Raw genomic sequence first — 26,560 nt, 5'->3', positions numbered from 1 at the left:
AAAACCTAGTGTTTGGTAGCTTTTTGTGCTTTCGTGTGGCCACAGTGATTGGCGCTGCGCCGCGTGCGTGGCTGTCGGACGTCCATGCCGGCGATGAAATGAGGTTTTGATGAACAATGATCAGACGGGCGGCGCGGCCGTCAATATCGACCACCTTCTGGAGGAGCTGACCCTGGAGGAACAGGTGTCGCTGATGGCGGGCGCGGATTTCTGGACCACCGTTCCGGTGCCGCGCCTCGGCATCCCGGCCGTGAAGGTTTCCGATGGCCCCAATGGCGCGCGCGGCGCGGGCGGCCTGACCAACGGCACGCCGGCTGCCGCCTTCCCCTGCGCCATCGCGCTTGGAGCGAGCTGGAACAGCGATGCGGCCTATGAAATGGGGGCGGCGCTGGCCGCCGAGGCACGTTCGAAAGGCGCGCGGGTCCTGCTGGCACCGACGGTTAACATGCACCGCTCGGGGCTGAACGGGCGCAATTTCGAGTGCTATTCGGAGGACCCGCTGCTGACCTCCATGCTCGCGGTCGCCTATATCAAGGGCCTGCAGGACAATGGCGTCGGGGCGACGATCAAGCATTTCGTCGCCAATGATTCCGAAATCGACCGGCAGACGGTTTCATCCGATGTCGATGAACGGACGCTGCGGGAGATCTACCTGCCGCCGTTCGAGGCAGCGGTCAAGAAGGCGGGCGTCTGGGCGGTGATGACCGGTTATAACCGGCTCAACGGCATCCATATGGACAGCCACAAATGGGCGCTGCAGGACGTGATGCGCGGTGAGTTCGGTTATGACGGCATCTTCATGTCGGACTGGTTCGGCACGAATTCGGTCGCGCCCTCGGTCAATGCCGGACACGATCTCGAAATGCCCGGGCCGACGCGCTATCGCGGCGCAAGGCTTCTCGATGCTGTAAAGACAGGCGAGGTCGATGCCGAGACGATCCGGGCGGCAGCGCGCCGCCTGCTCGTCCTGTTCGAGCGCGTCGGCGCATTCGACAGCGCCGGTCCCGAGGCGGAAATCTCACGTGATGCGCCGGAGACCCGCGCGCTGATCCGTCGTCTCGGCGCCGAGGGCGCCGTTCTTTTGAAGAATGAAGGCAATCTGCTGCCGCTCGAAAACAACGTCTCGATCGCAGCACTCGGCCCCAATGCCGGCGTGGCGCGGTTGATGGGGGGCGGTTCGGCACAGATCAACGCGCCCTATCGGGTGACGCCGGTGGAAGGGCTGAAGGCCGCCTTCGGCGACAATCGCGTTTCCCATGCCAAGGGCTGCACCAACAACAGGCTGACGCAGGTTCTGCAAGGTGATATCGAGCTTCGGTTCCATCACGGCCGCCGGCTTGAAGGCAAGCCCGTTCATATCGCAACCGAGGAGGCGCTCAACTGCTTCTGGTTCGATCTTCCGGTCCCGGAACTTGACCAGAACGATTTTTCCGTGCGGTTCGTCGCGACCTTCACCCCGGAGGAAAGCGGGACCTACCGCGCCGGCATGACAAATGCCGGGCTTGCACGCGCTTATCTCGATGGCGAACTGCTGATCGATGGCGAGAGCGACTGGTCGCACGGACAGAACTTCTTCGGCGCGGCCAATGACGAACGGCAGGTCGAAATCGAGCTTAAGGCTGGAACAACCTATCAGATCGTGATCGACTACTGCTCCCCGGACACTGCCGAGCGCGGCATCACCGTTCGCGCGCTCCGGTTCGGGATTGAAAAGACCATGGGCGAGCAGGACATCGATGATGCCGTCAGGCTTGCGGCCGAGCAGGATGTGGCAGTGCTGTTCGTCGGCCGCCAGGAGGAATGGGACAGCGAGGGACACGATCTGCCGGACATGACATTGCCCGGCCGGCAGAATGCGCTGATCGAGGCCGTGGCCGCCGTCAATCCGAACACGGTCGTGGTGCTGCAGACCGGCGGCCCGGTTGAAATGCCCTGGCTCGACCAGGTGAGATCAGTCGTTCAGTTCTGGTATCCGGGACAGGAGGTCGGCAATGCGATTGCCGATGTGCTGAGCGGCGCGGCCTGTCCCGGCGGCCGGCTGCCGCAGACTTTCCCCGCGCGCATGAAACACAATTCGGCCTGGAGCGACGACGCGCTCACCTATCCCGGCAAGGGCGGGCATGTGCGCTACGGTGAGGGCGTGTTCGTCGGCTATCGCCATCACGACAGCCGCGATGTGCCGCCGCTGTTTCCCTTCGGTTTCGGCCTCGGATACACCCGGTTTGACTGGGGCGACGCCACGACGGACACCGCGATCATGACGGACGCCGGCATCACCGTCACCGTATCGCTGGTCAATTCGGGCGCGGCGGATGGCGTCGAGGTCGTGCAGCTCTATGTTCATCCGGAGGCGATGGCGGGAGACGTGCCCGTCGCCCGCCCGGAAAAGGAACTACGCGCCTTCGCCCGCCTTGCCCTCACGCCGGGCGAGCAAGGCACGGCCAGCCTCGGCATCGTGCCGCGCGATCTTGCCTATTTCGATGTCGAACGCCGGCGATGGGTGGCGCCGGCGGGTCGCTATACGCTTCTTGTCGCCGCCAATGCCGGCGATATCCGCCAGCGTCTGACCGTCGATCTCAAGACCGAGTGGTCAGAACCGGCCTGAAGGCAGAATTGCATTGACCGCCGCGAGCCGGACAGCGCGCGGCGGTGAATGGCCGTTCATGAAAAGCCTATTCGTTCATCACGGTCCGCCCTGTCGAACGGTCGCGCTTGGTTGCCGGGGCAGCAGGTCATTGCCGTTTGAGCGTCTGGGCGCTTGCCGGCGCCTTCGAGGTCCAGGCGGTCGCTGCAAAGCCCCGCTGACCTTGCCCGCGCGGCACGCTGCGGCTTCGTCAACCGGCCGCTTCCGCATCATCTCGATTGTGCATCAATCGCTTCAGGAACGGCGCCAGCACCAGGAGAATGATGCCGGCGGCAATCGCCATCAGGCCGTAGACGAAGAAGCCGTGCTCGTAGATCGAGGCCTCCGCGGCAGGTGTTGTGCCCTTGGGCACGGCCGCGTAGTCGCCGATCACGCCGGCGACGAAATTGGCGGCGGCGGTGGCGTAGAACCACACGCCCATGGCATAGCCGCCGAGCCGGCGCGGGGCCAGCTTGGTCGTCAGCGCCAGTCCAAGCGGCGACAGGCAGATTTCGCTGATCTCGAAGACGATGTAGAACAGCACGATCCACATCAGGCTCGCCTTGACCGTATCCCCGGTCTCGACGATGCCTACCGAGAGAACCCAGAAGACAGGCCGAGGAAGCTCGGACCGAGCGCGTATTTCGCCAGATCGCTGACGGCGTAGCCTCTGCGGGCAAGAAAGAGCCAGAGCCGTGCGACGAAAGGCGAGAGGATGATCAGCACCAGCGCCGAAAAGGCGGTGCCCTCGCTTGCGGGCACGATCCAGCCGAAGACATTGCGGTTGACGTCGCGATCGGTGAACAGCGTGACCGAAATGCCCTGTTGCTGATAGATCGCCCAGAAGGGGATCGAGAACAGGATCAGCACCAGCAGGATCAGCAGGCGGCGGCGGCTTTCGGTATCCTCCTTCGCCAAGATGGCGAAGGAGGATACCACCAGCACGATCCCGACCGCGAAGACGAACCAGCCGGCCCATTCCGGTCGGGAAAGCAGGATGGCCGACAGGCCGACCGCCAGCAGGATGGCCAGGCCGACAATGGCGTTCCAGCGCGCGCTGCCTGAAATCTCCGGCGGCCGGTCGCGCTTTTCCAGCATGCGCCTGCCGGCCACATAGGTGGCAAGCGAGGCCATCTTGCCGAGGCCTGCGAGCGCAAACACGCAAGCGACGGGCAAAAAAGGCATTCCCGGCACAATGCCGGGAATGACGGAATCAGCAACGCTAAAAGGCGTTTTCCGTGACGAAGAGATCAGAAATCGCGTTCGAGACGAACCCAGCCGAACCAGTTCTGCTGGTTCCAGCTGTCGTCGAGGAAGGCGTAGTTGATGTTCGTCCGCAGGTGGAAATCGTCGACGATCTCCCAGTCGGCGGTGGCGCCCGCCTCCCAGAACACCTTGTCGTTGCTGGCGACGTTATACTGCGTCTGCGGCGACAGGATGAAGTTCTCGGTGACGTTGAAATAATAGTTGGCGGCCACCGCATATTTCAGATAGGTGCCGGCAATGGGGCTGTCATTCCAGTTGGCCGCGGTGAAGTCGGGGCCATAGGCGATGAAGCCGCTCTCGTAGAGGCCGGCGATTTCGAACGTGCCGGGCCCGATGCCGAAGCCGGCCCAGGGACGCAGCGCATAGGTCTCGTTGTAGGTATCCCAGGCGGCGTCGAACTTGAAGTAGTTGCTGTCGGAGACGATGTAGCCGAGGCGGGCGGCGAGGCCGAGCTTGGGATAGTTGGTGTCGCTGAGGCCGACATTGCCCGGCGTCATCGCGTCAATCTCGAGGGCGGCCTGGAAATGGTCGGCGCCGTTATAGGCGATGCGGATCGCGTTGTAGCGGCTGACATTGTCGATATTGTCGAGTTCGCCCCACAGGTCCTCGTTCCAGTAGCCCTTGATATAACCGGCGCGCAGGGCGAGTGCATCGCCGATGTCGATATAGGCTTCATCGATGGTGAAGTCGTCGCCGGTGCCGTTGGAATAGAAATAGAGCTCGGGAACGAATTTCGACGTCAGCGTGCCGAGTTCGGTATCGGACTTGGCGGTGATCGCCAGATTGGTCTTGACGTAGGGATACCAGTCGCCGTCGGCTGCCGAACCGGTCTGGATGCCGCCGAACTTCGTCTCGAAACGGACATAGCCGCCGATATCAAGGCAGGTTTCCGTACCCGGGATATAGAAATAGCCGCTGCCGAAGGCGTCACAGACTTCGACGTAATTGGCGGTGACCGGCTCGATCATCACGACGGGGTCGGCGGCCGTCGCGCCTGTTGCAGCCGCAAGCAGCGAGGCGGAGCCGATGAGGAAAAATTTGGTCTTCATGGTCAGTACTCTCCAGAGCCCTTGATAATCATCACACGAACGCAGGGACGCCATGACGCACTCGGTTGTTATTGTGTTCAATCGTTTATTGGCGATTGCAGAGACGACTATACGTTGACCCATTTGAAACACAATTGCCGCTGACCGATTCTCGGCGGATGCGCGCGCGATTCGGTCTCGATAGGACAGCGGTGTTGTCGAACGGCAACTTTTTCAGGCATGGATCGAGTGGGCAGGCAACCTTTCGGCGCCAAAAGAAGCAACCAGAAAAGAAAATGAAAACATATTGTTATGCTAAAAGACCGCGCGCGCGAAGGTGATTCTCTCTCCTCCTGCCGGAATGTCCTGCCGTCTGGATGCGCGGCGGGAGCACATCCCGCAGGCGTGTGGGCCGCCTGCCTGCGGCAATGCGTCCTCGCTCCCGGACCGGCTCCGTCCGCGTTTTCGGTCTCTTCCCGCTTGCTCGCAAGGCCGGTTTGGAGTATCAGCGATTTCGGTGAAAGGGGCCGTAGCTCAGCTGGGAGAGCGCTGCAATCGCACTGCAGAGGTCGGCGGTTCGATCCCGCTCGGCTCCACCAACCGCCTTCGCCATCCGTTGCGCCTGATGCTCAGTTCTTGTCTTCGGGCAGGACCGGCAGCGGCATGATCTCGATGCCCTCTTCAAGCAGGTCTCGCACCTCGTCGGGCTTTGCCTCGCCGATGATGCCGCGCTGCTTTGCCTCCCCGTAATGGATCCTGCGCGCCTCTTCGGGAAAACGCTCCCCGACATCCTCGGAACCGGCGCGGATTTCGGCCACCGCCTGTTTCAGTTTCTCCAGGGCCTCGCGTTGCGCCTTGTCGACAAGGGCCGCCTTGCGCTCGTCCTTTCTGCGGGCGGTCGAGACCTGCGGCGCCATAAGCTCCTTGGCAATCTTCGCCGAGTTGCAGATCGGGCAGGTCAGAAAACCGCTCTCGACCTGACGATCGAAATCATCGCTGCCGGAAAACCAGCCCTCGAAGGCGTGGCCGTTGTCGCAGGAGAGGGAATAATGGATCACGGAGCCGGCCTCTCACTCAGGCCTTTTCGGCACTGGCTTGCATCGCCTGACGCTCTTCCAGCGTGAAGGGGCGGATGTTCTTCAGGTTCGGGACCTTGCCGCGCGCCTCGGCCACCTGATCGGTGTCGATCTCGGCGGTGACAACCGCCTCGCCGACATCGCCGGCCTCGGCAAGGACACGCCCCCAGGGATCGATGATGATCGAGTGCCCGAAGGTCTCGCGACCGTCCTCGTGGACGCCGGCCTGTGCCGCCGAGATCATGAAGGCGCCGTTTTCAATGGCGCGGGCGCGTTGCAGCACATGCCAGTGCGCCTCGCCGGTCTGCTTCGTGAAGGCCGCGGGCGCCGTCAGCACCTCGGCGCCGGCAAGCGCATAGGTGCGGAAAAGGTCGGGAAAACGCACGTCATAGCAGATTGCCATGCCGAGCCGGACAAAGGGCAGGCGCGCCAGACAGGCGGTCTCGCCCGGCCGGTAGACGGCGCTTTCACGCCAGCTTTCACCATTGTCGAGGTCGACGTCGAACATGTGGATCTTGTCATAGCGCGCGGCGATCGTTCCATCGGGCGCGAAAAGCAGGGCGCGGTTTGCAACCCTGTCGCCGCCGACGGCGATCGCCGTCGAGCCGACATGCAGGTAGACACCGTGCCTTTCGGCAAGCGATGACGCCGTGCGGACGATGATGTCGTCCTCCTCGCCCTTCAGCACCGCCATCAGCGCCTTGCGGTTCTTCTGCACCGCGCCGGTCATTTCCGGGGTCTGGATATAGCCGGCACCCTTCGCGACAGCCTCCTCGACCAGTCGCGACAGGGTCTCGGCGTTCTTCTCGGGGTTAGTGCCCGAACGCATCTGCAGGGCGGCGGCGGTAAAACGGGTCATATGAGGTTCCTCAGGAGGCGAGAAGCGGGTCAAGCTTGCCCGCGCGTTCCAGGGCAAAAAGATCGTCGCAGCCGCCGATATGGCGGTCATCGATGAAGATCTGAGGAAAGGTCGAGCCGCCCCTGGCGCGCTCGATCATCTTCGCCCGGACCTCCGGGGTCTCGGTGGCGTTGTATTCGGTAAAGTCGACGCCCTTGTCGGCGAGGAGCTTCTTCGCGCGGGCGCAGAAACCGCAGAATTCCCGTGTGTAGATCTCGACATTCGCCATGATGAACTGGGGTCCTTTCTTTGCTGGCATCCGGCCTTCATATAGTTTCATCGAGAACGCGTGCAAAGGTCAAAACGTTGATCTCGGCAGCGCCCTTGCGTCTCAGGAGGCGCGCAACGGACGAAACGGTCGCGCCGGTCGTATAGACATCGTCGATGACAAGGATCGACTTTCCGAAGACCTTGTCCTCGCTGTCGGGCGAAAGCGCAAAGGCGCCGCGCACATTGTCCTCGCGCGCCGTGCGGCTAAGCCCCACCTGCCGGCTGGTGCGCCGCGTGCGCCGCAGAAGGCCGGGCAGGAAGGGTTTCTCGGAAAGCCGCGCCAGATTGCGGGCCAGTTCGGCCGACTGGTTGCACCGGCGCGACATCAGCCGGGTCTTATGCAGCGGCACGGCGGTGATGCCGTCAGCGCGCGCGATCATGCCGTCATCGGCGCGGCGCATCCATTCGGCCATCATCACCGCAAGATGGGTGTTGTCGCGATATTTGAGCGCGTGGACGAGATTGCGCACGGAGCCTGTGTAAAAGGCGGCGGAGCGCAACCGGTCGAAATCCGGCGGGTTGGCGATTGCCGCCGCGCTCAGGATATCCGGGCCGAGATCATGGGAAAACGGCGTTCCGAGAACCGCGCAATAGGGCCGTTCGATGAAACGGATATCGCTCCAACATTCCACGCAGAGCGCGCGATGCGTTCCGGTGGTCCTGCCGCAGGCGGCGCAGACTGGTGGAAAGAGGAGATTGCCGAAAGCCGAGAGCGTGCCGCGGGCCAAAGCCGCGGAACGTTGCCCTATTGTCTCGCCTCTGAAGGGTTCGATCTCGTCCATGGGCCTGAAGGTAGCGCGTTGACGGATGCTTTGCGACTCCCTAATTGGCGGGCAGGCGTCAGCAGAAAAGGCCGCATGTCATGGAACAGGTTTTCGAAACGGAACGGGTCGAGAAAAATCGGCTGAAGGCCTGGCGCGCGGCCAAGCCCGGCGCGGATTTCCTGCTTAATATCGTTGCCGAAGAGATCGCCGAGCGGTTGGCCGTCGTCGAGCGGACCTTCGATCGCGCCGTCGAACTGCACGGCATGACGGGTGCCGTGGCAAGGGCCGCGCTGGCGAGCGGCAAGGTCGGAAAGATCGAGAGGCTGGAAAGCGACGAGGCCTTCTCCTCGGAGGATGCGCCTGTGGCGGTCGCGCCGCTGGAATGGCCGGGGCTTGAGGAGCGCTCGTTCAATCTGGTGCTTTCTCCCCTTGCCGCGCATCTGACCAATGATACGCCCGGCTATTTCATCCAGGCGCGGCGGGCGCTGAAACCCGACGGGCTGTTCCTGGCGGCCATTGCGGGGTCGGGTACGCTTGCCGAGCTGCGCGATTGCCTGCTTGCGGCAGAGGCAGAGATCTACGGCGGGGTTAGCCCGAGGGTCATTCCCTTTGCCGATGTACGCGATGTCGGCGGTCTGCTGCAGCGGGCCGGCTTCGCGCTGCCCGTCGTGGACCAGGAGAATTACACGGTTCGTTACGATACGCTGTTCGACCTGATGGCGGATCTGAGAGCCATGGGCATGGGCAATCCGCTCTCCGACCGGTCGAAAAAGCCTGTCAGCCGGTCTTTCTTCCTGCGGGCGGCCGAACTCTACGCCGAGCGCTACAGCGATCCGGACGGGCGCATCCGCGCCACCTTCTCGATCATCTATGTTTCCGGCTGGGCGCCGCACGAAAGCCAGCAGAAACCGCTGAAGCCCGGTTCGGCGAAGGTACGTCTTGCCGACGCGCTCAACACCGAGGAGTTCAAGCTGAAGCGCTAGTTTACAGCAGATCCTGCAGGATCGGGATCAGCGGTTCGTCGGCCGGCGGCATCGGGTAGTCGCGCAGGTCGCGCGCCCGCACCCACTTGATTGCCTGGCCTTCCCTGCCGGATGGAATGCCCTGATAACGGCGGCAGACGAAGAGCGGCATCAACAGGTGAAAACGCTCATAGGTGTGGCTGGCGAAGGTCAGCGGGGCGAGGCAGTCGGGCTTGGTGGTGATGCCCAGTTCCTCCTCCATTTCGCGGATCAGGCAGGCTTCCGGCGTCTCGCCGACCTCCACCTTGCCGCCGGGAAATTCCCAGAGCCCGGCCAGCGCCTTGCCTTCCGGACGTTGCGCCAGAAGGATGCGTCCATCCGCGTCGATCAGGGCGCAGGCTGCCACCAGAAGCAGTTTCATCTCGCTCATTTTTCCGCCTTTTCGCGCCAGTAGCGATATCTGTAGGCCTCTTGAAAGCCGAGGGATTGGTAAAGAGCAAGCGCCGCCGTGTTGGTCTCTGTCACCTGCAGCCAGGCGGTGCGCGCGCCCCGTCCCCTGGCCCAACGCAGCATGCCCGTCGCCAGCTCGCGGCCATGGCCCTTGCGCCGCGCCCCGGGCGCAACGGCAAAGGCCTCGATGCCAGCCATGTCGAAATCATGGACGCAGAGGCCGGCCGCGAAGGGCTCGCCGTCCTCCTCTTCCCGGATGAAGAAACCGTGTGCCGGCCTGATCGCGGTCACGACTTCGGCAAGGCCTGCCCGTGTCAGTTCGCCGACCGGGCTCACCTTCAGCGCAGCGCCGACAAAACGGCCGACATCCTGGCTGGGCAGCAGCTCGACGCCGTCGTCGGGCTCAAAGCGGAAAAGATCGAGCGTCATGACGACGGTCGCGTCGAAGGGTTCTGCCGCTTCCGCCTGCAGGAATTCGACGAGCGCCGGCGGCGTCAGCGGCGTTTCGCGCACCAGAAGCGGCCGTCCGAAGGCCTCGTAATGGCGACGCGCCTTTTCGAACCGGATTTCGATATCGGAGATATCCGACTGGTCGAGCACCGACAGGCTGTTGAGACGTTTCGACGGGTGACCCGCTGTCAGCCGAAGCTGCCAGGCGCCGTCGTAATGCACGTTCTTTGCCGGCCATGCGCGCAGACCCATGGCTTCCAGCCGACGCACAAGTGGAAGATCCGCACTCATCTTCGTTCCGATCCTGTCGCGACGTTATTGTTTTTGTTCATCTAGTGCGCTTCAGGCCGGCCTGTAAACACGCCACTTACGCTTGGCGCAGCCGGTGTTGCCCGATGGCAACGCGGCTGACTGCGGCGTTTGAGCGGTATCAGCTGCGGTAGTCGCCGTTGATGGCGACATATTCCTTCGTCAGGTCGCAGGTGTAGATCGTCGCCTGACCCTCGCCGAGGCCGATATCGGCGCGAATGGTGATCTCGTCCTCGCGCATCACGGCAGAGGCGAACTCCTCGGAATAGTCGGGATCGCGCTCGCCGTTGACGGCAACGCGGATATCGCCGAACCAGATGGCGAGGCGGTCGCGGTCGGCCTTCTCGCCGGCCTTGCCGACAGCCATGACCACGCGGCCCCAATTGGCGTCCTCTCCGGCGACGGCGGTCTTGACCAAGGGCGAGTTGGCGATCGAACGGGCGATCACGTCTGCCGCGCGATCATCCTCGGCACCCGTCACGCGCACCGTCACCATCTTGCGCGCGCCTTCGCCGTCACGCACGATCTGCAGCGCCAGATCCTGCATCAGCGCGTGAAGGGCAGCGCGGAAATCGTCGAGGCGCGGATCTGATCCGTCGGTGACCAGGTCCTGACCGGGCGCCTTGCCTGTGGCGAAGGCCAGAACCGTATCGGAGGTGGAGGTGTCGCTGTCGACCGTGACCGCGTTGAAGCTTGCGCCCACGCCTTCGGAAAGGAGTTGCTGCAGCGCTTCGGCCGAGATCGCCGCATCGGTGGCGATGAAGGAAAGCATGGTGGCCATGTCGGGCGCGATCATGCCGGCGCCCTTGGCAATGCCGTTCAGCGTCACGGAGACGCCATCGATTTCGGCGCCTCTCGTCGCGACCTTCGGATAGGTATCCGTGGTCATGATCGCCTTCGCCGCCTCAAGCCACAGGTCTGCGCTGGCATCGCCCGCCATGCTGGAGAGGACACTCGCGAATTTGGAGGCATCGAGCGGCTCGCCGATGACGCCGGTCGAGGCCAGGAACACGTCGCTCTCGGCGCAGCCCGCGGCTTCGGCCGCAGTGCGCGCGGTCAGCGCCGTGGCTTCCGCGCCCTTCTTGCCGGTAAAGGCGTTGGCATTGCCCGAATTGACCACCAGCACGCGCGCCTTGCCGCCGGCAAGATTGGCGCGGCAGAAATCGACGGGGGCGGAGGGGCATTTCGATTTCGTGAAGAGGCCGGCGACAGCGGCCGTCTCGTCGAAGATCATCATCATGACGTCCGTCCGCCCCTTGTACTTGATGCCGGCGGCGGCAGTGGCGATGCGCAGGCCGTCGATCGGCGGCATGGGCGGGTAGGATTTGGGCGCGAGCGGGGATATGGCGGTCGTCATGGCAGGCCTCTGAAAGTCCGGCCCGCGGCAGTTGCGCGGGCCGGTGGATTGGATCACTGCATTTTATTGACGGCGTCGTAGGCCTGTTGCAAGTCCTTATCTTCGATAACGATCTTGTCTCCGGCCTTCAGCTGGGAGACCACTTCATTGTATTTCTCGCTGGCGACGAGCTGGCGAAGCTGGGGTTCAATCTGTTCGAAGGGGATCGGCGTCTTTTCGCGCGTGTCCTCGACCTCGATCACATGATAGCCGAACTGGGTCTGGACAGGGGTTTCGGTATATTCCCCGGGATTGAGCGAGAAGGCGACCTCTTCGAATTCCGGAACCATTTGGCCCTTGGAGAAATAACCGAGATCGCCGCCGTTGTCGGCGGACGGACCGGTCGAATGCTCCTTGGCGAGCTCTGCGAAATCGGCGCCGTTGTCGAGTTCCGCGATGATCTTCTTGGCCTCGTCCTCGGTGTCGACCAGAATATGGCGCGCGTGGACCTCTTCCTGCTTCGGCGCATTGGCGATTTCCTCGTCATAGCGCGCCTTCAGCATTTCCGGCGTGATCTCGGCGTTGATCTTCTGGTCGAAGAAAGCGTTGTAGAGTTCTTCCTGGCGCAGCTGGTCCATGCGCGTCTTGAAGGCTTCGGTCTTGTCGAGGCCCTCCTTTTCCGCCGCATCGGTGATGACCTTCATGTCGATCAGGCTCGAAAGGGCGACCGCGCGCAGCTGCTCCTCCGGCATCTGACCGAACTGGCCCTTGAACTGGTCGAGCGTGGTCTGCAGTTCCGACTGGGTGATCGGAGCGCCGTCGACGGTGGCGACAACGGCGTCGTTCGCGGAAGAGCCGCTGTCCTGAGCGAAGGACGGGACCGCGAAGCTGACAGTCGTGGCCAGGAGTGCTGCCGCTGCCAAATGTCTTTTCTGCATGAGTTCACCTTTTCCTGTTGTGCGGCGAAACCTCCTGTTTCGCCCTCTTGCGCCGGTCGGGCCCGCCGCATGTGGTAGAAGCGTTGCCACGCGTCAACGTGTGCGTCCGGAATGTGTTGCATCCTTACCGCGATTTAATGTGCGGCGGTCAGCGAGAAGACCGGCAACACAGGAATGTGGCCATTGTGGCGCGGCCTTTGACGTTGACATCCCCCGACCCCCCTCTTATCTGTCTGCCAAGCCCGCGTCCAGTGAAGCTCCGGACGGTGATATGGACCCCGCTTGTCAGGAATGCGTTTGTACGGCGCCACGTACAGGATAGATATGACAACTTTCAGAAAGAGCTATTGAAATGGTCTCACTCGGTGGCGTAGCCCGCAAATTGTTCGGTTCGGCCAATGATCGCCGGATCCGCTCCTACAAGCCCCGCGTGGCGGCGATCAACGCGCTTGAAGAGCAGATGACGGCGCTTTCGGATGACGACCTGAAGGCAAAGACCGAGGAATTCAAAAAGCAGCTCGCCGAAGGCAAAAGCCTGGACGATCTTCTTGTTGAAGCTTTCGCCGTCGCCCGGGAGGCATCGAAGCGCGTGCTCGGCCTGAGGCCTTTCGACGTCCAGCTGATCGGCGGCATGATCCTGCATGAAAACGCGATCGCCGAAATGAAGACCGGCGAGGGCAAGACGCTCGTCGCCACGCTTCCCGTCTATCTCAACGCGCTCGCCGGCAAGGGCGTCCACGTCGTCACCGTCAACGACTATCTTGCCCGCCGCGACAGCGAGAACATGGGCCGGCTATACGGCTTCCTCGGGCTCACCACCGGCGTCATCCATCACGGCCTCGACGACCAGCAGCGCCGTGCGGCCTACAGCGCCGACATTACCTATGCCACGAACAACGAGCTCGGCTTCGATTATCTGCGCGACAATATGAAGATGCAGCGCGCGGAGATGGTCCAGCGCGGCCACAATTACGCGATCGTCGACGAGGTCGACTCGATCCTGGTTGACGAGGCGCGCACGCCGCTGATCATTTCCGGTCCGCTTGATGACCGTTCGGACCTCTACGTCACCATCGACAAGATCATTCCGATGCTGGACGAGGGCGATTACGAGATCGACGAAAAGCAGCGCTCGGCCAACTTCTCCGAAGACGGCATGGAAAAGCTGGAGAAGATGCTGACCGAATCCGGTCTGATGAAGGGTGAATCGCTCTATGACGTCGAGAATGTCGCCATCGTGCATCACCTCAACAACGCGCTGAAGGCGCACAAGATGTTCTCCCGCGACAAGGACTACATCGTGCGTGACGGCGAGGTCGTGATCATCGACGAGTTCACCGGCCGCATGATGCCGGGTCGGCGCTATTCCGAAGGCCAGCATCAGGCGCTCGAGGCAAAGGAAGGCGTCAAGATCCAGCCGGAGAACCAGACGCTGGCCTCGATCACCTTCCAGAACTATTTCCGCATGTATGACAAGCTGGCCGGCATGACCGGTACGGCGGCAACCGAAGCGGAAGAATTCGGCAATATCTACGGCCTCGACGTTGTCGAGGTTCCGACCAACCTGCCGATCGTGCGTCTCGATGAGGATGACGAGGTCTACCTCACGGTCCAGGAAAAATACGAGGCGATCGTCGAGGAGATCAAGGCGGCCAAGGAAAAAGGCCAGCCCGTTCTTGTGGGCACGACCTCGATCGAAAAGTCCGAGTTGCTGGCCGCGGCGCTGAGGCGCGACGGCATCACCGAATTCGAGATCCTGAACGCCCGCTACCACGAGAACGAGGCCTTCATCATCGCCCAGGCCGGCGTGCCCGGCGCGCTGACGATCGCAACCAACATGGCTGGTCGCGGTACTGATATCCAGCTCGGCGGCAATCTGGAAATGCGCATCCAGGCCGAACTCGGCTATCTGGAGCCGGGCATCGATATCGTCACCAACGAAGAGGGCGAACGCGTCGAGGTCGAGCGCAAGTTCACGCCGCCGGGTCCGGAGCGCGAGGCGAAGGAGCAGGCGATCCGCGAGGATGTCGCCCGGCTGAAACAGGAGGCGTTGGCTGCCGGCGGCCTTTACGTGATCGCTACCGAACGTCATGAAAGCCGGCGCATCGACAACCAGTTGCGCGGCCGTTCCGGCCGTCAGGGGGATCCGGGCCGTTCGAAGTTCTACCTCTCGCTTCAGGATGACCTGATGCGCATCTTTGGCTCCGACCGCATGGAAAGCATGTTGACGAAGCTGGGCCTGAAGGAAGGCGAGGCTATCGTCCATCCCTGGATCAACAAGGCGTTGGAGCGCGCGCAGAAGAAGGTCGAGGCCCGAAACTTCGACATCCGCAAGAACCTCCTGAAATATGACGATGTGCTCAACGACCAGCGCAAGGTCGTCTTCGACCAGCGCAAGGAACTGATGGATTCCGACGATATCTCCGAGATCGTTGAGGACATGCGCCATGAGGTGATCGAAAACGCGGTTCACCGCCGCATTCCCGAACGGGCCTATGCCGAGCAGTGGGATGTCACCGGCCTGAAGGAAGACTGCCTGCGCATTCTCAGCCTCGACCTTCCGATCGAGGAATGGGCGGCCGAAGATGGCATTGCCGAGCCGGAAATCCTCGAGCGCATCAATGCCGCGGCCGATCAGGCCGAGGAAGTCCGGGCCAGGCAGGCCGAGCAGTTCGGGCCTGATGTGATGAAATATGTCCAGCGCCAGGTCACCATGCAGTCGCTCGACCATCTCTGGCGCGAGCATATCGTCAATCTCGACCATCTGCGCTCGGTCATCGGCTTCCGCGGTTATGCCCAGCGCGATCCGCTGCAGGAATACAAGGCCGAGGCTTTCGAACTGTTCCAGGCGCTTCTCGGCAATATGCGCGAGCTTGCCGTTTCGCAGCTCTCGCGCGTCCAGCTGGTGCGCGAGGCGCAACAGCCCCAGCCGCAGCCGGAAGTGGATACTGCGAAGCTGCGCGCCAGCCATGTCGACCCGGATACCGGCGAAGACGAAATGGCGGGCGAACAGGTCGGTGCCGGTGAAGCCGCAGCGCCTGCCGGTCAACTCCCGCCGGAATACCGCAATGTCGGCCGCAACGACCTTTGCCCCTGCGGTTCGGGCCGCAAGTTCAAGCACTGCCACGGCCGTCTCGCCTGACATAATCAAGGCTTCATTTCAGGCCGTTGCCGGATCCGGTGGCGCGGTCGTACCCGTTTTCCCGGCGCCCCGTTTTCCCGGCGCGATGTCAGGCGACGCGCCGGTTCCCGTTTGTCGCGACCGGCTGAGAGAGCCGGCGCAGGACGGAACGGCCGCGCAGGCGATGCGTTGCGGCCGTTCCCTTTTCTCAGAACTGCACCAGGATGTTCTTGAACTGCCAGGGATCCTTCTCGTCCTTGCGTTCCTCGAAGAAGGTCTGGCGTCCGGTGAGCGGCGTCCAGTCGGTATAGTGGCCTTCGACCGGGCCGAGATAGGGCATCTGGATTTCCAGGCAGCGGCGATAATCTATCTCGTCGGCCTCGACGATGCCCGCTTCCGGGTTTTCCAACGCCCAGACCATGCCGGCCAGAACGGCGGAGGTGACCTGAAGCGCGGTCGCGTTCTGGTAGGGCACCAGATCGCGCGTTTCCTCGATCGAAAGCCTTGAACCGAACCAGTAGGCGTTTTTTTCGTGGCCGTAGAGCAGCACGCCGAGCTCGTCGATGCCGGTCAGGATATCGGCCTCCTCCAGCACCAGGCTTTCCGCCTGCGGATTGCCGCCATTGCCGAACATCTCGTCCAGCGAGAGCACGGCCACGTCGGCCGGGTGGTAGGCATAGTGGCAGGTCGGCCTGTAGGAGACCTTGTCGCTGTCGTTCCTGACTGTGAAATAATCCGCGATCGAGACGGATTCATTGTGGGTGACGAGAAAGCCGTATTGGGGCCCGGGCGTCGGGCACCAGCTTCTCACCCGCGTATTGGCCCCGGGCTGCTCGATATAGATCGAGGCCTTGCAGCCCTTCTTGTGCTTCTTGGCGTTCTTCGGCATCCATTTTTCGTGGGTGCCCCAGCCGAGTTCGGCGGGCTGCATGCCCTCGGCGACGAACCCCTCGACGGACCATGTGTTCCAGAAGGTTCCCTGCGGACGCAGGAATTTGGAGCGCTGGGTGTCACGCTCGGCGATATGGATGCCCTTGACGCCGGCATCCTTCATCAGTTGCGCCCAGCCCTCGCGGTCATCTGCCATGGGTTCAACGAAGTTCATTCCTGTGTCGCGGGCAAGGTTGACCAGCGCCTGCTTGACGAACCAGGAGACCATGCCCGGATTGGCGCCACAGCAGGAAACGGCGGTGGTGCCGTCGGGGGTCTTGCGCTTTTCCTTGCGCACGGTTTCGCGCAGGGCGTAGTTGGTGCGCGAGGCATTGTCCGCGTTCTTGTCGAAATAGAAGCCGAGCCAGGGTTCGATCACCGTGTCGACATAGAGCACGCCGAGCGAGCGGCAGAGCTTCATCAGGTCGAGCGAGGAGGTGTCGACGGAAAGGTTGACGCAGAAGCCCTGGCCATCGCCCTCGGTCAGAAGCGGTTCCAGCAGTTCCTCGTAATTGTCCCTGGTCACGGCAGCGTGGATGAAGCGGACCCCGTGGTTTGCCGCGATATTGGCATGGGCGTCATTCGGATCGATGATGACCATGCGCGACTTGTCGAAATTGAAGTGCCGTTCGATCAGCGGCAGGGCGCCTCTCCCGATGGACCCGAAACCGATCATGACAATGGGTCCGGTGATTTCGGCGTGGATCGGGTATTCCTGAAGCATTTCCGTTTCCTTCTCGATTAGGACCTGCGCGCAAGGCGAATGCCGCGAACGTAAGCACAAATTGTGACACGGCCATTTTGTTCCGTGGCCTGTCGATCGCGTTAAAAGCGTGACCACAGCGCCGGGCAACAGTAAAGCGGATTTGTTGCCGCCGTTCCAGAAGTCAGTTCAAAACTTCCCGCAGATAAGCCGAAAGCGAGTCGATATCGGCATCTTTCATGCCCTTGTAGGCGCGCTCCTCCGCCGTCAGTCCGTCAAGCTGCTTCAGCATGGCTGCGGCGATCGCACGGTTCTCGGGATGACGCCGGACCATGGCCAGCGGATCGGCATGGATCTTGATCGTGAAGAGGATGGCGCCGGTTTCCGGCAGACGACGCAGCGTCTGGCGCTCGACGCGCAGGACATTGTCGCCGATCGGGCGGACCGGCCGGAACGGGTCTTCCGGCAGATGCTTGGAGACCGGCATCGCCAGCGCAGTCGAGCCCTTGAAGGACCAGTTGAACCGCTCGGCCGGAAGGTCGGGCTTCAGGTTGTCGAAAATGCGCGTGACCATCGCCGCATTTCTTGTGCCGCCCTGAAAGCCCGGCACATCCGCATGGACCTCGTCCATCGGCCGCCCGGCCTTTTCGGCCAACGACCAGGAGGAGGGAAAAGCGATGAAGCCGGCGGAAAGATGCCAATGGCCGTCATGCCTGGTGAGAACGGCAAGGTCGTCGGCGATCAGCAATCCCGCCCGCATCAGCGGCGGCATGGTCCCGTCGGCGATATCGACGGTGTGGCCGGCCATCGACATCATGGCGCCGTCGAGCCGGTGGGTGTCGTGATGCTCGTCCCCCAGGTGGCGGACAATCAACTCGAGCGCTTCCTGCTGGGCTGCGAGACTGTCGGGCGCGGCGCGGAAGATTGCGTCGGGGTCCGCTTCCAGAAATTGCCTCTTCTCGTCGAGATAGCGGCCGAGATCACCCTCCGCCTCCAGCCAGTCCGTTGTCGCAATCTGCGAGAGACCTATAGAAAACGGCTTGTAGGCGCGGCCATAGGGCATCAGGCGCAGCGGGCGGTTCTCGGTCGCGGCGTCCGTCATGGCTGTTTCAGGCCTTCGACGCCGGCAACGGTTCGGGAAAAATCGACCTCGGTCAGTTCGTATCGCGCCACGCCTTCGCTGACGAAGGGATCGGCCTCGCAGAGGGCGCGCACCTCATCGAGACTGCTGCGGGCAATGATGAGGCCGCCGGTGCGGGGCACTTTGCGACCGGACGCAACGAAAACGCCATCGGCATAGTGCCTGTTCAGCCATTCGATGTGGCCATCGAAGTGCTTTTCGACGGCGTCCATCGGCGCAATATAGGTCAGCGAGATCAGGATCATCACAGCGTCCTCAACCGGCCGGAACAGCGCACAGGTCGCCGGCAAAACGGGCTTTCAGCAGGGCTTCGTCATATTCGGCGCGCGCGGTGGAATCAAGCACGATGCCGCCGCCGACATTGAAAACCGCCCGTCCGTCATCAAAGAGCGTGATCGTGCGGATGGCGACATTGAAGCGCATCGCGCCGTCGGGCGCAATATGGCCGATCGCCCCGCAATAGGCACCGCGCGGCCCATCCTCCAGGCTGCGCAATATCCTCATCGCCGAAATCTTCGGCGCGCCGGTTATCGAGCCGCAGGGAAAGAGCGCGGCAAAGATCGACCCGATGTCGGTCCCGGCGCAAAGTTTTGCCCGAACGTGGCTCACCATCTGGTGGAGCGTGGGGTAGGTCTCGATGTCGAAGAGCTTTGGCACGTGGACGCTGCCGGGTTCGGCGATGCGGGAGATGTCGTTGCGCAGAAGGTCGACGATCATGCAGTTTTCCGCAAGCGTCTTTTCGTCGTCCAGCATCGCCGCGATGATCGCGTCGTCCTCTTCCGCCGTTGCACCGCGCGGAGCCGTGCCTTTCATCGGGTGCGTTTCGAGAAAGCCGTTATCGTCGACCTTGAAGAAGAGCTCCGGCGAGCGCGACAGGATGCGCGGACCGGCAAGGTCGAGATAGGCGCCGTAGCGCACCGGCTGGCGTTCCGCATAGGCGTGGAAGGCGGCAAGCGGATCGCCCTGCCAGCGGGCTTTGACCGGAAAGGTAAGGTTGCCCTGATAGCAGTCGCCCGCCCTCAGATGGGCGTGCAGCGGTTCGAAACGTTCGCGATAGGTGGCGAAATCCCAGGCGGGTTCGAGATCGGACAGAAAGGGCGTCGTGGAGCATGACGCGGGAAGACCGGTCTCCTCCGGGGGATCGAAAACGCCGAAACAGAGATAGGGTATCTCGGTTTTGCCAGGGGAAAGGCCTGAGAAGGCGGGGTCCAGGAGAAGCCCCGCCTCATAGGAAACATAGCCGGCGAGCCAGTGCCCCCCGGCCCTTGCTTCCTCCATGCGGACAAAGCCCTGCGCCACGTCTTCCGGGTCGGTCGCCAGGATCAGCGCATGCGGCTGCGAAAATGCGAGCATGCGACCGGCGAGGTCGTCCCGGAAAACGGCGCGCGTCATGCTATTCCTTGTCGAGCGCTTCGAGTTCGTCGATCAGGCCCTCGATCATCGACAGCCCCTTGCCCCAGAAGGTCGGGTCAGATGCATCGAGTCCGAAGGGCTTCAGCAGTTCCGAGTGATGCTTGGTGCCGCCGGCGGTCAGCATCTCGAAATACTTGTCCTGAAAGCCGCTTTCGGCATTCTGGTAGACGGCGTAGAGCGAGTTCACCAGGCAATCGCCGAAGGCATAGGCATAGACGTAGAACGGCGAATGGATGAAGTGGGGCACATAGCTCCAGTAGGTCTCGTAACCATCGGCGAGCCTGATCGCCGGCCCGAGGCTCTCGGCCTGCACCGACATCCACATTGCGTTGATCTGGTCTTCGGTCAGCTCGCCCTCGCGACGCGCCGTGTGGACCTTGCGCTCGAACTGGTAGAAGGCAATCTGGCGCACGACGGTGTTGATCATGTCCTCCACTTTCTGGGCGAGCATCGCCTTGCGCCTTGCCGTGTCGGTCGTCTGCGAAAGCAGCGCGCGGAAGGTCAGCATCTCGCCGAAGACGGACGCGGTTTCGGCCAGCGTCAAGGGCGTCGAGCACATCAGCGCGCCCTGTTTGGCCGCCAGAACCTGGTGCACGCCGTGGCCGAGTTCGTGGGCAAGCGTCATCACGTCGCGCGGTTTGCCCAGGTAATTGACCAGAACATAAGGATGGGCGGAAGGCACGGTCGGGTGCGCGAAGGCGCCGGTGCGTTTTCCCGGGCGGATCGGCGCGTCGATCCAGTTCTCGTCAAAGAAGCGGCGGGCGATGCCGGCCATTTCAGGCGAGAACGCGCCATAGGCCGAAAGCACCGTGTCCCGGGCCTCGTCCCACGGGATCACCCGCTCGGCGGTGTCGGGCAGCGGGGCATTGCGATCCCAGTAGTTCATCTGCTCCATGCCGAGCCATTTCGCCTTCATCGCGTAATAGCGATGGGACAGGCGCGGATAGGACTGGCGCACCGCCTCGGACAGCGCATCGACAACCTCGCGCTCGACCCGGTTGGAGAGATGCCGGCTGTCCGCGATATCCTCGAAGGCGTGCCAGCGGCTGTTGATCTCGGTGTCCTTGGTCACCGTGTTCATGATCAAAGAGAATGTCGGCAGATTGTCCTTGAAGGTCGCGGCCAGGGCTTCCGCGGCCTTGCGGCGGACCGGTTCCTTTGTATCGCTCAAAAGATTGAGCGTCTTTTCCAGCGGCATGTCCTCGCCGTCGACGGTAAAGCGCATGCGGTCCATTGTTTGGTCGAACAGGCGGTTGAAGGCCTGGCCGCCGGTCGTCGATTTCTCCATGAACAGCTGTTCGATCCGGTCATCGAGCTGGTGCGGCTTTTCCAGGCGGAGATCGAGCACCCACGGGCGGTAATGGGCAAAGCGATCGTCAGCCTCGAACGCCCTGTCGATCGTTTCTTCGTCGAGGCGGTTCAATTCCAGTTCGAAGAACAGGAGATCGGCGTAAATCTCGGTGATCCGCGCCGAGGTGTCGCCATAAAGCTTGCGCAGGGCCGGATCGGCGGCATTGGCATAATAGGAGAGACCGGCAAAGGAGCCGAGCCGTCCCAGTGTGTCGCCCAGCGCCTCATAGGCCTCGATGGCGGCGCCGAGTCCGTCTTCGCCGCTTCTCTCCGCCGCCTCGGCAAGCTTGCCCTTCCACCGGGTCGAAAACGACCTTGCCTTCTTCGCAGCCTCATCAAAGGCGTTGTTGAACTCGGGCGAGGAAGGGCCGGGATAAAGATGGGAGAGATCCCATTCGGGCAGGTTGCCCAGGGCCTCGTCGCCGGACTTCGTCGCCCGGGCAGGGCTGCCGGCGGGTGCGCGCGGAAATGAAGCGTTGAACATGGGTCTGTCTTTCCTGTTGTGGTGCGGTCGCCGCCTGAAGCGGGCGCGAAGCTCCAACATATGTGTCGCCCGCACGCCCCGCAATCGGCTGCCCCAAGATATCTGACGCCTTGCTGTGACGGATCGCCTCGGTTTTTCCGTGCGCCAGCGTTGATTTGCGGCAAGGACTTAACCCTTGGGAAAGGCTAAGCGGTTATTCATGGGTCTAGGAATTTAACCAAATATTGCCTATAAAGTGGCAAGCTGAACGTCAGGCGGGAAAGATGCCTCGTTTGCGCCGCATTGGACCTCCAAGAAGGTCGCCGTCCGCCGCTCCTGAGGCTGCTGACGGTGCGGGGCCCCGATCACGACATTCAGAGTACCCAGGGAGAGTCCGGTTTGTGTGACCGTCCATCAAGCATATTCCTGCAACGGACAATTGCCGTTCTGGCGTTGCTTGCGGCCATGTTCTGCGTGTTTGGCGTGACCGAGGCGCAGGCCGAAACCCGAACCCTGAAGCTTTATTACATCCATACAGGCGAAAAGGCGGAGATCACCTTCAAGCGCAACGGGCGCTATGACAAGAAGGGGCTGGAGCAGCTGAACTGGTTCCTGCGCGACTGGCGGCGCAAGGAGCCGACCACCATGAACCCGCGGCTGTTTGATCTGGTCTGGGAGGTCTATCAGCAGGTCGGCGCCAAGGATTACATCAACGTCGTCTCGGCCTATCGTTCGCCCGAAACCAATGCGATGCTGCGCAAGACATCGTCCGGCGTTGCCAAGAAATCGCAGCACATGCTCGGCAATGCAATGGATTTCTTCATCCCCGGCGTGCCGCTCGCCAAGCTGCGGGCGACGGCGATGAAGTTGCAGCGCGGCGGCGTCGGCTATTATCCGAGCTCCGGCTCGCCCTTCGTCCATCTCGATGTAGCGAGTGTTCGCGCTTGGCCGCGCATGAGTCGCAGCCAGCTTGTCGCGCTCTTTCCCGAAGGTCATACGCTGCATCTGCCGGCCGACGGCAAGCCGCTTCCCGGCTATCAGGACGCGCTGGCTGAATACAAGGCCAAGGGCAGCGTCTCCGGGTCCGAGCCCGTCCGCGTCGCCAGTGCTGACGATGGCGACGAGGATGAACGTCCGAATCTGCTTTCGATGCTGTTCAATCGCAACAATTCCGGCAATGACGACACTGCAGGGAACGACCGCCAGCAGCGCGCCGCAACGACGCCGTCGCGCCAGAGCGCGCCGCAGCAGACGGCGCCCCAGCAGCGGCCGGTCGACATCCTGACGGCGGCCGTCAGCTTTGACAATCTCGACATTCCGCTGCCGCTTTCCCGTCCCGGCGCCGACAATGCCGATCTCGGCACGCCGCTTGCCACCGCGCTGGTCGATCCCAATCCGCCCGAGGCGGAACCGGCGCTGGCGATCGCTGCCAATATTCCGGTGCCGCAGTCGCGGCCGTCCTCACTCGGCGCGGCAGAGGGCATGTCAGTTTCCGACGTGCTGGTGGCCGAAGCCGCTTCGCCCGTCGAGCAGGCCCCTGTCGAAGTCGCCTCCCTCGGCGACGGTTCGTCTTTCGAACAGGATCGCTTCGGCTTCATGGATGGCGAGGTTCCCGTGCCGAGCCCGCGTATGAGCTATGCCGGACTGGATCAGGGCGCGCCGATAACGCCCGAGCAGTTGCAGGCGGCCGGCCGCGCCGGGACTGTCGTTCCGGAGCCGGCTCAAAATCCGCGCAAGACGGCCCAGAGCGAGCTTGCCCGCAAGCTTTCGGCCATGGGTGATACGACGGAGCTTGCCTACAACGAGGACAATGACTTCCGCGTTCTGTTCCGCCCGACCCTGGCGCGAATCAATGCCACCGCGCCGGAAGCGCCGACCAAGGGCGCCCGCCCAGGGACGATCCTGCCCGGCAATGCAAGGTCGGCCGCCGTATCGGGCGGCGAAGCAGGTATTTCTGCTGAAGGCTATCAATCCGCAAGTATTGCAAGTACAAAGTCGAGTGGAACCGGTCAGAAGTCGATTGTTGACTATTTTGATCAGGAAAGATTTTAGTATCTACTCTTGGATGAACGAGCTACTTGTCGCGCGGATAACTTTAACGTAATATGACGGCATGAGCACATCTGACCCTTTCGTCGCTATTGCCGACCCCAATCGTCGCCATCTCCTGATGGCCTTGAGGCGTGAGCCGAAAACGGTGACCGAGCTTTCGGAGGGGTTGCCGATCAGTCGTCCCGCCGTCTCGCAGCATCTAAAGGCCCTCTTGGACAGCAAGCTCGTGCGCGTGACGCCGGTCGGTACAAAACGGTTCTATGCCATCAATCCGGAAGGTTTCTCCGCGCTGAACGGCTGGATTCGTCAGTTCTGACCGCGGCGTTCCGCGGTCCGGTTGTGCGTCGGCCGGCATTGGCGGGCACGAGGGCGCCGATCCTTATAAAACGCAGCTGAACGAGGCGTGTCCGGACAGCGGACGACCTGGTGGTGCCGTCGCAGGCGCCCGCACGGCCAGGGGCGGCGGCGCTCGGATGCAATGTCAATTGCTCCTGTTGGAAGCGACCTGCGTTGCGCTCTCATTGCCGAGCAGCGCGTCGATCCGCTTGCGTTCGGATTCGAAGCGGGCAAGATTCTCGCCCGCCAGCGCGTCGGAGTTCGGGAAGCGGATCTTCATCGGATCGACCTTGGTGCCGTTGACGAGGAGTTCATAATGCAGATGGGGGCCGGTGACGAGACCGGTGGCGCCGACATAGCCGATGACCTGTCCCTGCTTGACGCGCGCGCCCTCCTTGACGCCCGGGGCGATCTTGCTCTGGTGGTTGTAGGAGGTCTCGTAGCCATTGGCGTGACGGATAATGGTCTGGTTGCCGTATCCGGAGGACGACCAACCGGCCTTTTCGACGATGCCGTCACCGGCCGCAATGATCGGCGTCCCGGTTCGCGCCGCCCAGTCCACGCCGCTATGCATACGGGCGTATTTCAAAACCGGATGCCGGCGCATGCCGAAACCGGAGGTGAACTTGCCGTTCGGCACGGGATTGCGCAAGAGGAAGCGGCGGATGCTGCGGCCGTTCGCATCATAGAAATCGACGGCGCCGGTCTTTGGGTCGGCGAAGCGATAGAGCCTGATGGCCTCGTCGCCGATCTTCGCATCGATATAGAACAGTTCGGACGTGGCCGTCGCCTTGCCGTTCGGATCGGCGTCGGAAAAGAACAGCTCGAGCTGGTCGTCCGGCGAAGCTATGGACTGCAGATCGACCTTGCTCGCCAGAAGATTGATCAGTTGACCGGCCATGTCCTTTGTCAACCCGTAGGTCAGCATGGCGCGGAAAATGCCGTCATAGACCCGCACCGGCTTCTGCGTGGTGCCGAGCAGCAGATCCGTCTCGTCGGCAGACGCATTGGCGACGGCCTCGCTCATCGGCGGTTCGACGCCCTCGACGAAACGTCCCTTGTCGTTGAGCGCCGTGGTCATCACATGTTCGCCGCCGCGATAGAGGCTGAGCCGGACCACGCGCATATTGCGGCCCATCCGCATAAGGCCGATGCGCAGAATGTCTCCGGCCTTCAGCATCGGCGAGCCGGAGCCTTCCTCGATCAGGCGGCCGAGTTCGGCGGCGAGCGGCGCGGGATAGCCGGCGGCCACCAGAAAGGCCTCGACCTCGACCTGCTGGCGAACCGGCAGGATATCATCGTTGAAATCCTGGGTGAAGACGGACTGCAGCGCGCTTACCGAGACATTCTCATCGACGATCTGGGCCGCCATCGCCGGCTTGAGCGGAAGCATGATCTGCTCGGGCTCGAAGCGATCGGGATCGACATAGCTGAGCATCGACAGATCGCCGACGCTGTTCTGCAGCATCGTCTCGTTTGCGAGAATCGTTTCCTCGATCTCGTCGGTGGAAAGGCCGGCGGCAAAGGGCAGGGGCGGCTTGGTTGCCGGGAAGGGCGTGAACTTGAGCTCGACCTCGCCCTCGACATCGGTATCGTAGATCACGTCGACGGCCCGTACGCGCGGTCCGGCCCGCTCGGTGGTCGAGAAAACCTCGAAGGGATCGAAGGCGGGGTAGTCGGGCGTCTTGCCGTAATTGGCCGCGAGCGCCATCCGCACTTCGGAAAAGGGCTCGTAGTGAATGACGTCGCGATCACCCTGGCGCACCGCCGTTGGCACCTGCAGGACGCGGCGGTTGGACGGCTTGGCGATCACCGTGGTCGGGATCAGGCGGTCGCCTCTGACCGCCGTGTCGTCGACCCCGGCCGCGGCCGTCTTGGCAAAGGCGGAAGCCGGCGCGGCGAGCCGTTCGCGTCCATCGACGGCCGCGGAAAGGGCGATTGCCATCAGCGCGGTGCTTGTCAGCCCCGTCAGGCAGGCTCCGGCGAGCCAGCGGATCGACACGTCGCGCCGTGCCGGCGGCGTCTTGCCGTCCACGACAATCGGCGTGCCTCTGCCGAACGAGCGCGCAGGGTTTTTCTTTTCTCTCATATGCCCGTGGTCTTAGGTCCGATTTGCCGATATCGCAATTGGTTCAACTGATGTGCCGAAAATCGCCGCAGCTGTCAAATCACCATTTGCCCCCGGTCCCTGGGCTCCAGTCCGACTTGACCGATGGGGGCGGCGTCATCCGTGACTCTTCGCGGTGAATATGGCGCATTGAGGGCAGGTCTGCTGTGGGCGATGCCGGGACGAAAAGGCGGAGCGCAGCGCCTGGAAAGGGAAGCATGAACGGTGACCCCAACAAAACCAATGACTTAACAAAAATGTCATTTTTTTTGGAGTTGGTTGTTGACGGTTTGGCGGAATGGGGTCTATAAGCCGCCTCACCGAACGACGGGGCGGCGCTGAGGCGGTGCTTACGGTTCTAGAAAATCTTCCGACAGGCTGGAATGCTGAGTCAGGCTGAACTTGAAAAGAGATTGGCCGCGAGAGGATTTTTGACGGTTTTGCCGTCGGTTATTTGGACAATTGCATATATGAAGAAAGAGAAGCGTGGCGAGCGGCTTTGTCGGTGAGCTTTCGGGCTTACCAAAGAGACTTAGGAGCGGTCACGTTTTAGGAAACTGCTTGGATTTTGCGC

22 protein-coding genes and 1 tRNA gene are annotated in these 26,560 nt (G+C 62.4%); 6 read left to right on the top strand and 17 right to left on the bottom strand.

What is annotated here, in order from left to right:
* Nucleotides 1–109: 109 nt before the first annotated feature.
* Nucleotides 110–2,605 (top strand): beta-glucosidase, encoded by a 2,496-nt coding sequence (locus JET14_RS19685; protein ID WP_200335806.1) that lies wholly within the window; start codon nt 110–112, stop codon nt 2,603–2,605.
* A gap of 229 nt (nt 2,606–2,834) precedes the next feature.
* On the opposite strand, the gene JET14_RS22930 is transcribed toward JET14_RS19685, so the two are convergent.
* From JET14_RS22930 to JET14_RS19670, 3 genes are all read right to left on the bottom strand, one after another.
* Nucleotides 2,835–3,176 (bottom strand): hypothetical protein, encoded by a 342-nt coding sequence (locus JET14_RS22930; protein ID WP_200335799.1) that lies wholly within the window; start codon nt 3,174–3,176, stop codon nt 2,835–2,837.
* Between the two features lie 38 nt (nt 3,177–3,214).
* Complete coding sequence (locus JET14_RS22925; protein WP_200335797.1) at nt 3,215–3,808, bottom strand: hypothetical protein; 594 nt, start codon at nt 3,806–3,808, stop codon at nt 3,215–3,217.
* A 65-nt stretch (nt 3,809–3,873) separates the two neighbouring features.
* Nucleotides 3,874–4,938 carry a porin gene (locus JET14_RS19670; RefSeq protein ID WP_200335795.1) on the bottom strand — a complete coding sequence of 355 codons (1,065 nt, stop codon included), beginning with the start codon at nt 4,936–4,938 and terminating at the stop codon, nt 3,874–3,876.
* A gap of 502 nt (nt 4,939–5,440) precedes the next feature.
* Between JET14_RS19670 and JET14_RS19665 the strand changes: the two genes are divergently transcribed.
* Nucleotides 5,441–5,516: transfer RNA gene (locus JET14_RS19665), tRNA-Ala, on the top strand.
* Nucleotides 5,517–5,546: 30 nt separating this feature from the next.
* Here the strand turns inward: JET14_RS19665 and JET14_RS19660 are convergent.
* From JET14_RS19660 to JET14_RS19645, 4 genes are read right to left on the bottom strand one after another with little or no spacing between them, the layout of a single operon-like run.
* A complete protein-coding gene (locus tag JET14_RS19660) occupies nt 5,547–5,975 on the bottom strand; it encodes a DUF1178 family protein (protein ID WP_200335794.1) in 429 nt (142 codons plus the stop codon).
* Nucleotides 5,976–5,991: 16 nt separating this feature from the next.
* Nucleotides 5,992–6,852 carry a carbon-nitrogen hydrolase family protein gene (locus JET14_RS19655; protein WP_200335792.1) on the bottom strand — a complete coding sequence of 287 codons (861 nt, stop codon included), beginning with the start codon at nt 6,850–6,852 and terminating at the stop codon, nt 5,992–5,994.
* Nucleotides 6,853–6,862: 10 nt separating this feature from the next.
* Entirely contained in the window at nt 6,863–7,120 is a 258-nt protein-coding gene (grxC, locus tag JET14_RS19650) for a glutaredoxin 3 (protein WP_200338178.1), read from the bottom strand.
* A 37-nt stretch (nt 7,121–7,157) separates the two neighbouring features.
* Nucleotides 7,158–7,943, bottom strand: a complete 786-nt coding sequence (locus JET14_RS19645; RefSeq protein ID WP_200335790.1) for a ComF family protein — start codon at nt 7,941–7,943, stop codon at nt 7,158–7,160.
* Nucleotides 7,944–8,023: 80 nt separating this feature from the next.
* On the opposite strand from JET14_RS19645, the gene JET14_RS19640 reads away from it, so the two are divergent.
* Nucleotides 8,024–8,908: an SAM-dependent methyltransferase gene (locus JET14_RS19640; RefSeq protein WP_200335789.1), complete on the top strand. Its 885-nt coding sequence runs from the start codon at nt 8,024–8,026 to the stop codon at nt 8,906–8,908.
* Between the two features lies 1 nt (nt 8,909).
* On the opposite strand, the gene mutT is transcribed toward JET14_RS19640, so the two are convergent.
* The 4 genes from mutT to JET14_RS19620 form a co-directional block, all read right to left on the bottom strand.
* The gene (gene mutT, locus JET14_RS19635; protein WP_200335788.1) at nt 8,910–9,317 is read right to left on the bottom strand and encodes an 8-oxo-dGTP diphosphatase MutT; all 408 of its coding nucleotides are present in this window, start codon (nt 9,315–9,317) and stop codon (nt 8,910–8,912) included.
* The gene (locus JET14_RS19630; protein ID WP_200335787.1) at nt 9,314–10,078 is read right to left on the bottom strand and encodes a GNAT family N-acetyltransferase; all 765 of its coding nucleotides are present in this window, start codon (nt 10,076–10,078) and stop codon (nt 9,314–9,316) included. The genes mutT and JET14_RS19630 overlap by 4 nt, the downstream gene beginning before the upstream one ends.
* 139 nt (nt 10,079–10,217) lie before the next feature.
* On the bottom strand, nt 10,218–11,453 hold the full coding sequence (gene argJ, locus JET14_RS19625; RefSeq protein ID WP_200335786.1) for a bifunctional glutamate N-acetyltransferase/amino-acid acetyltransferase ArgJ: 1,236 nt from the start codon (nt 11,451–11,453) through the stop codon (nt 10,218–10,220).
* Between the two features lie 53 nt (nt 11,454–11,506).
* Nucleotides 11,507–12,370 (bottom strand): peptidylprolyl isomerase, encoded by an 864-nt coding sequence (locus JET14_RS19620; protein ID WP_200335785.1) that lies wholly within the window; start codon nt 12,368–12,370, stop codon nt 11,507–11,509.
* A 352-nt stretch (nt 12,371–12,722) separates the two neighbouring features.
* Between JET14_RS19620 and secA the strand changes: the two genes are divergently transcribed.
* Nucleotides 12,723–15,512 carry a preprotein translocase subunit SecA gene (gene secA, locus JET14_RS19615; RefSeq protein ID WP_200335784.1) on the top strand — a complete coding sequence of 930 codons (2,790 nt, stop codon included), beginning with the start codon at nt 12,723–12,725 and terminating at the stop codon, nt 15,510–15,512.
* Nucleotides 15,513–15,699: 187 nt separating this feature from the next.
* Here the strand turns inward: secA and JET14_RS19610 are convergent, their stop codons facing one another.
* From JET14_RS19610 to JET14_RS19590, 5 genes are all read right to left on the bottom strand, one after another.
* A complete protein-coding gene (locus JET14_RS19610; RefSeq protein WP_200335783.1) occupies nt 15,700–17,145 on the bottom strand; it encodes a homospermidine synthase in 1,446 nt (481 codons plus the stop codon).
* Nucleotides 17,146–17,308: 163 nt separating this feature from the next.
* Nucleotides 17,309–18,226, bottom strand: coding sequence for a heme-dependent oxidative N-demethylase family protein (locus JET14_RS19605; protein WP_200335782.1), 918 nt, complete (start codon nt 18,224–18,226; stop codon nt 17,309–17,311).
* Nucleotides 18,223–18,510, bottom strand: coding sequence for a YciI family protein (locus JET14_RS19600; protein WP_200335781.1), 288 nt, complete (start codon nt 18,508–18,510; stop codon nt 18,223–18,225). The genes JET14_RS19605 and JET14_RS19600 overlap by 4 nt, the downstream gene beginning before the upstream one ends.
* Nucleotides 18,511–18,520: 10 nt before the next feature.
* On the bottom strand, nt 18,521–19,657 hold the full coding sequence (locus JET14_RS19595) for an aminodeoxychorismate synthase component I (RefSeq protein ID WP_200335780.1): 1,137 nt from the start codon (nt 19,655–19,657) through the stop codon (nt 18,521–18,523).
* Between the two features lies 1 nt (nt 19,658).
* On the bottom strand, nt 19,659–21,512 hold the full coding sequence (locus tag JET14_RS19590) for a M3 family oligoendopeptidase (RefSeq protein WP_200335778.1): 1,854 nt from the start codon (nt 21,510–21,512) through the stop codon (nt 19,659–19,661).
* Nucleotides 21,513–21,956: 444 nt separating this feature from the next.
* Here JET14_RS19590 and JET14_RS19585 point away from each other — a divergent pair, with 444 nt between their 5' ends.
* A complete protein-coding gene (locus JET14_RS19585; RefSeq protein WP_200338177.1) occupies nt 21,957–23,543 on the top strand; it encodes a DUF882 domain-containing protein in 1,587 nt (528 codons plus the stop codon).
* Nucleotides 23,544–23,604: 61 nt separating this feature from the next.
* Entirely contained in the window at nt 23,605–23,859 is a 255-nt protein-coding gene (locus JET14_RS19580; RefSeq protein WP_024707741.1) for an ArsR/SmtB family transcription factor, read from the top strand.
* 165 nt (nt 23,860–24,024) lie between these two features.
* Here JET14_RS19580 and JET14_RS19575 read toward each other — a convergent pair whose 3' ends face one another.
* Nucleotides 24,025–25,968 carry a M23 family metallopeptidase gene (locus JET14_RS19575; protein ID WP_200335777.1) on the bottom strand — a complete coding sequence of 648 codons (1,944 nt, stop codon included), beginning with the start codon at nt 25,966–25,968 and terminating at the stop codon, nt 24,025–24,027.
* Nucleotides 25,969–26,560 lie beyond the last annotated feature (592 nt).

Source organism: Martelella lutilitoris, from assembly GCF_016598595.1.
GTDB lineage: Bacteria > Pseudomonadota > Alphaproteobacteria > Rhizobiales > Rhizobiaceae > Martelella > Martelella lutilitoris_A.
This window is presented reverse-complemented; position numbering and strand designations above follow the sequence as displayed.

Bases quoted from the DNA above. Each gene is read 5' to 3' on its own strand.
- JET14_RS19685 (WP_200335806.1), top strand. From the start codon at position 110: ATGAACAATGATCAGACGGGCGGCGCGGCCGTCAATATCGACCACCTT.
- JET14_RS22930 (WP_200335799.1), bottom strand. From the start codon at position 3,176: ATGTGGATCGTGCTGTTCTACATCGTCTTCGAGATCAGCGAAATCTGC.
- JET14_RS22925 (WP_200335797.1), bottom strand. From the start codon at position 3,808: ATGCCTTTTTTGCCCGTCGCTTGCGTGTTTGCGCTCGCAGGCCTCGGC.
- JET14_RS19670 (WP_200335795.1), bottom strand. From the start codon at position 4,938: ATGAAGACCAAATTTTTCCTCATCGGCTCCGCCTCGCTGCTTGCGGCT.
- JET14_RS19655 (WP_200335792.1), bottom strand. From the start codon at position 6,852: ATGACCCGTTTTACCGCCGCCGCCCTGCAGATGCGTTCGGGCACTAAC.
- grxC (WP_200338178.1), bottom strand. From the start codon at position 7,120: ATGGCGAATGTCGAGATCTACACACGGGAATTCTGCGGTTTCTGCGCC.
- JET14_RS19645 (WP_200335790.1), bottom strand. From the start codon at position 7,943: ATGGACGAGATCGAACCCTTCAGAGGCGAGACAATAGGGCAACGTTCC.
- JET14_RS19640 (WP_200335789.1), top strand. From the start codon at position 8,024: ATGGAACAGGTTTTCGAAACGGAACGGGTCGAGAAAAATCGGCTGAAG.
- mutT (WP_200335788.1), bottom strand. From the start codon at position 9,317: ATGAGCGAGATGAAACTGCTTCTGGTGGCAGCCTGCGCCCTGATCGAC.
- JET14_RS19630 (WP_200335787.1), bottom strand. From the start codon at position 10,078: ATGAGTGCGGATCTTCCACTTGTGCGTCGGCTGGAAGCCATGGGTCTG.
- argJ (WP_200335786.1), bottom strand. From the start codon at position 11,453: ATGACGACCGCCATATCCCCGCTCGCGCCCAAATCCTACCCGCCCATG.
- JET14_RS19620 (WP_200335785.1), bottom strand. From the start codon at position 12,370: ATGCAGAAAAGACATTTGGCAGCGGCAGCACTCCTGGCCACGACTGTC.
- secA (WP_200335784.1), top strand. From the start codon at position 12,723: ATGGTCTCACTCGGTGGCGTAGCCCGCAAATTGTTCGGTTCGGCCAAT.
- JET14_RS19610 (WP_200335783.1), bottom strand. From the start codon at position 17,145: ATGCTTCAGGAATACCCGATCCACGCCGAAATCACCGGACCCATTGTC.
- JET14_RS19605 (WP_200335782.1), bottom strand. From the start codon at position 18,226: ATGACGGACGCCGCGACCGAGAACCGCCCGCTGCGCCTGATGCCCTAT.
- JET14_RS19600 (WP_200335781.1), bottom strand. From the start codon at position 18,510: ATGATCCTGATCTCGCTGACCTATATTGCGCCGATGGACGCCGTCGAA.
- JET14_RS19595 (WP_200335780.1), bottom strand. From the start codon at position 19,657: ATGACGCGCGCCGTTTTCCGGGACGACCTCGCCGGTCGCATGCTCGCA.
- JET14_RS19590 (WP_200335778.1), bottom strand. From the start codon at position 21,512: ATGTTCAACGCTTCATTTCCGCGCGCACCCGCCGGCAGCCCTGCCCGG.
- JET14_RS19585 (WP_200338177.1), top strand. From the start codon at position 21,957: ATGTTCTGCGTGTTTGGCGTGACCGAGGCGCAGGCCGAAACCCGAACC.
- JET14_RS19580 (WP_024707741.1), top strand. From the start codon at position 23,605: ATGAGCACATCTGACCCTTTCGTCGCTATTGCCGACCCCAATCGTCGC.
- JET14_RS19575 (WP_200335777.1), bottom strand. From the start codon at position 25,968: ATGAGAGAAAAGAAAAACCCTGCGCGCTCGTTCGGCAGAGGCACGCCG.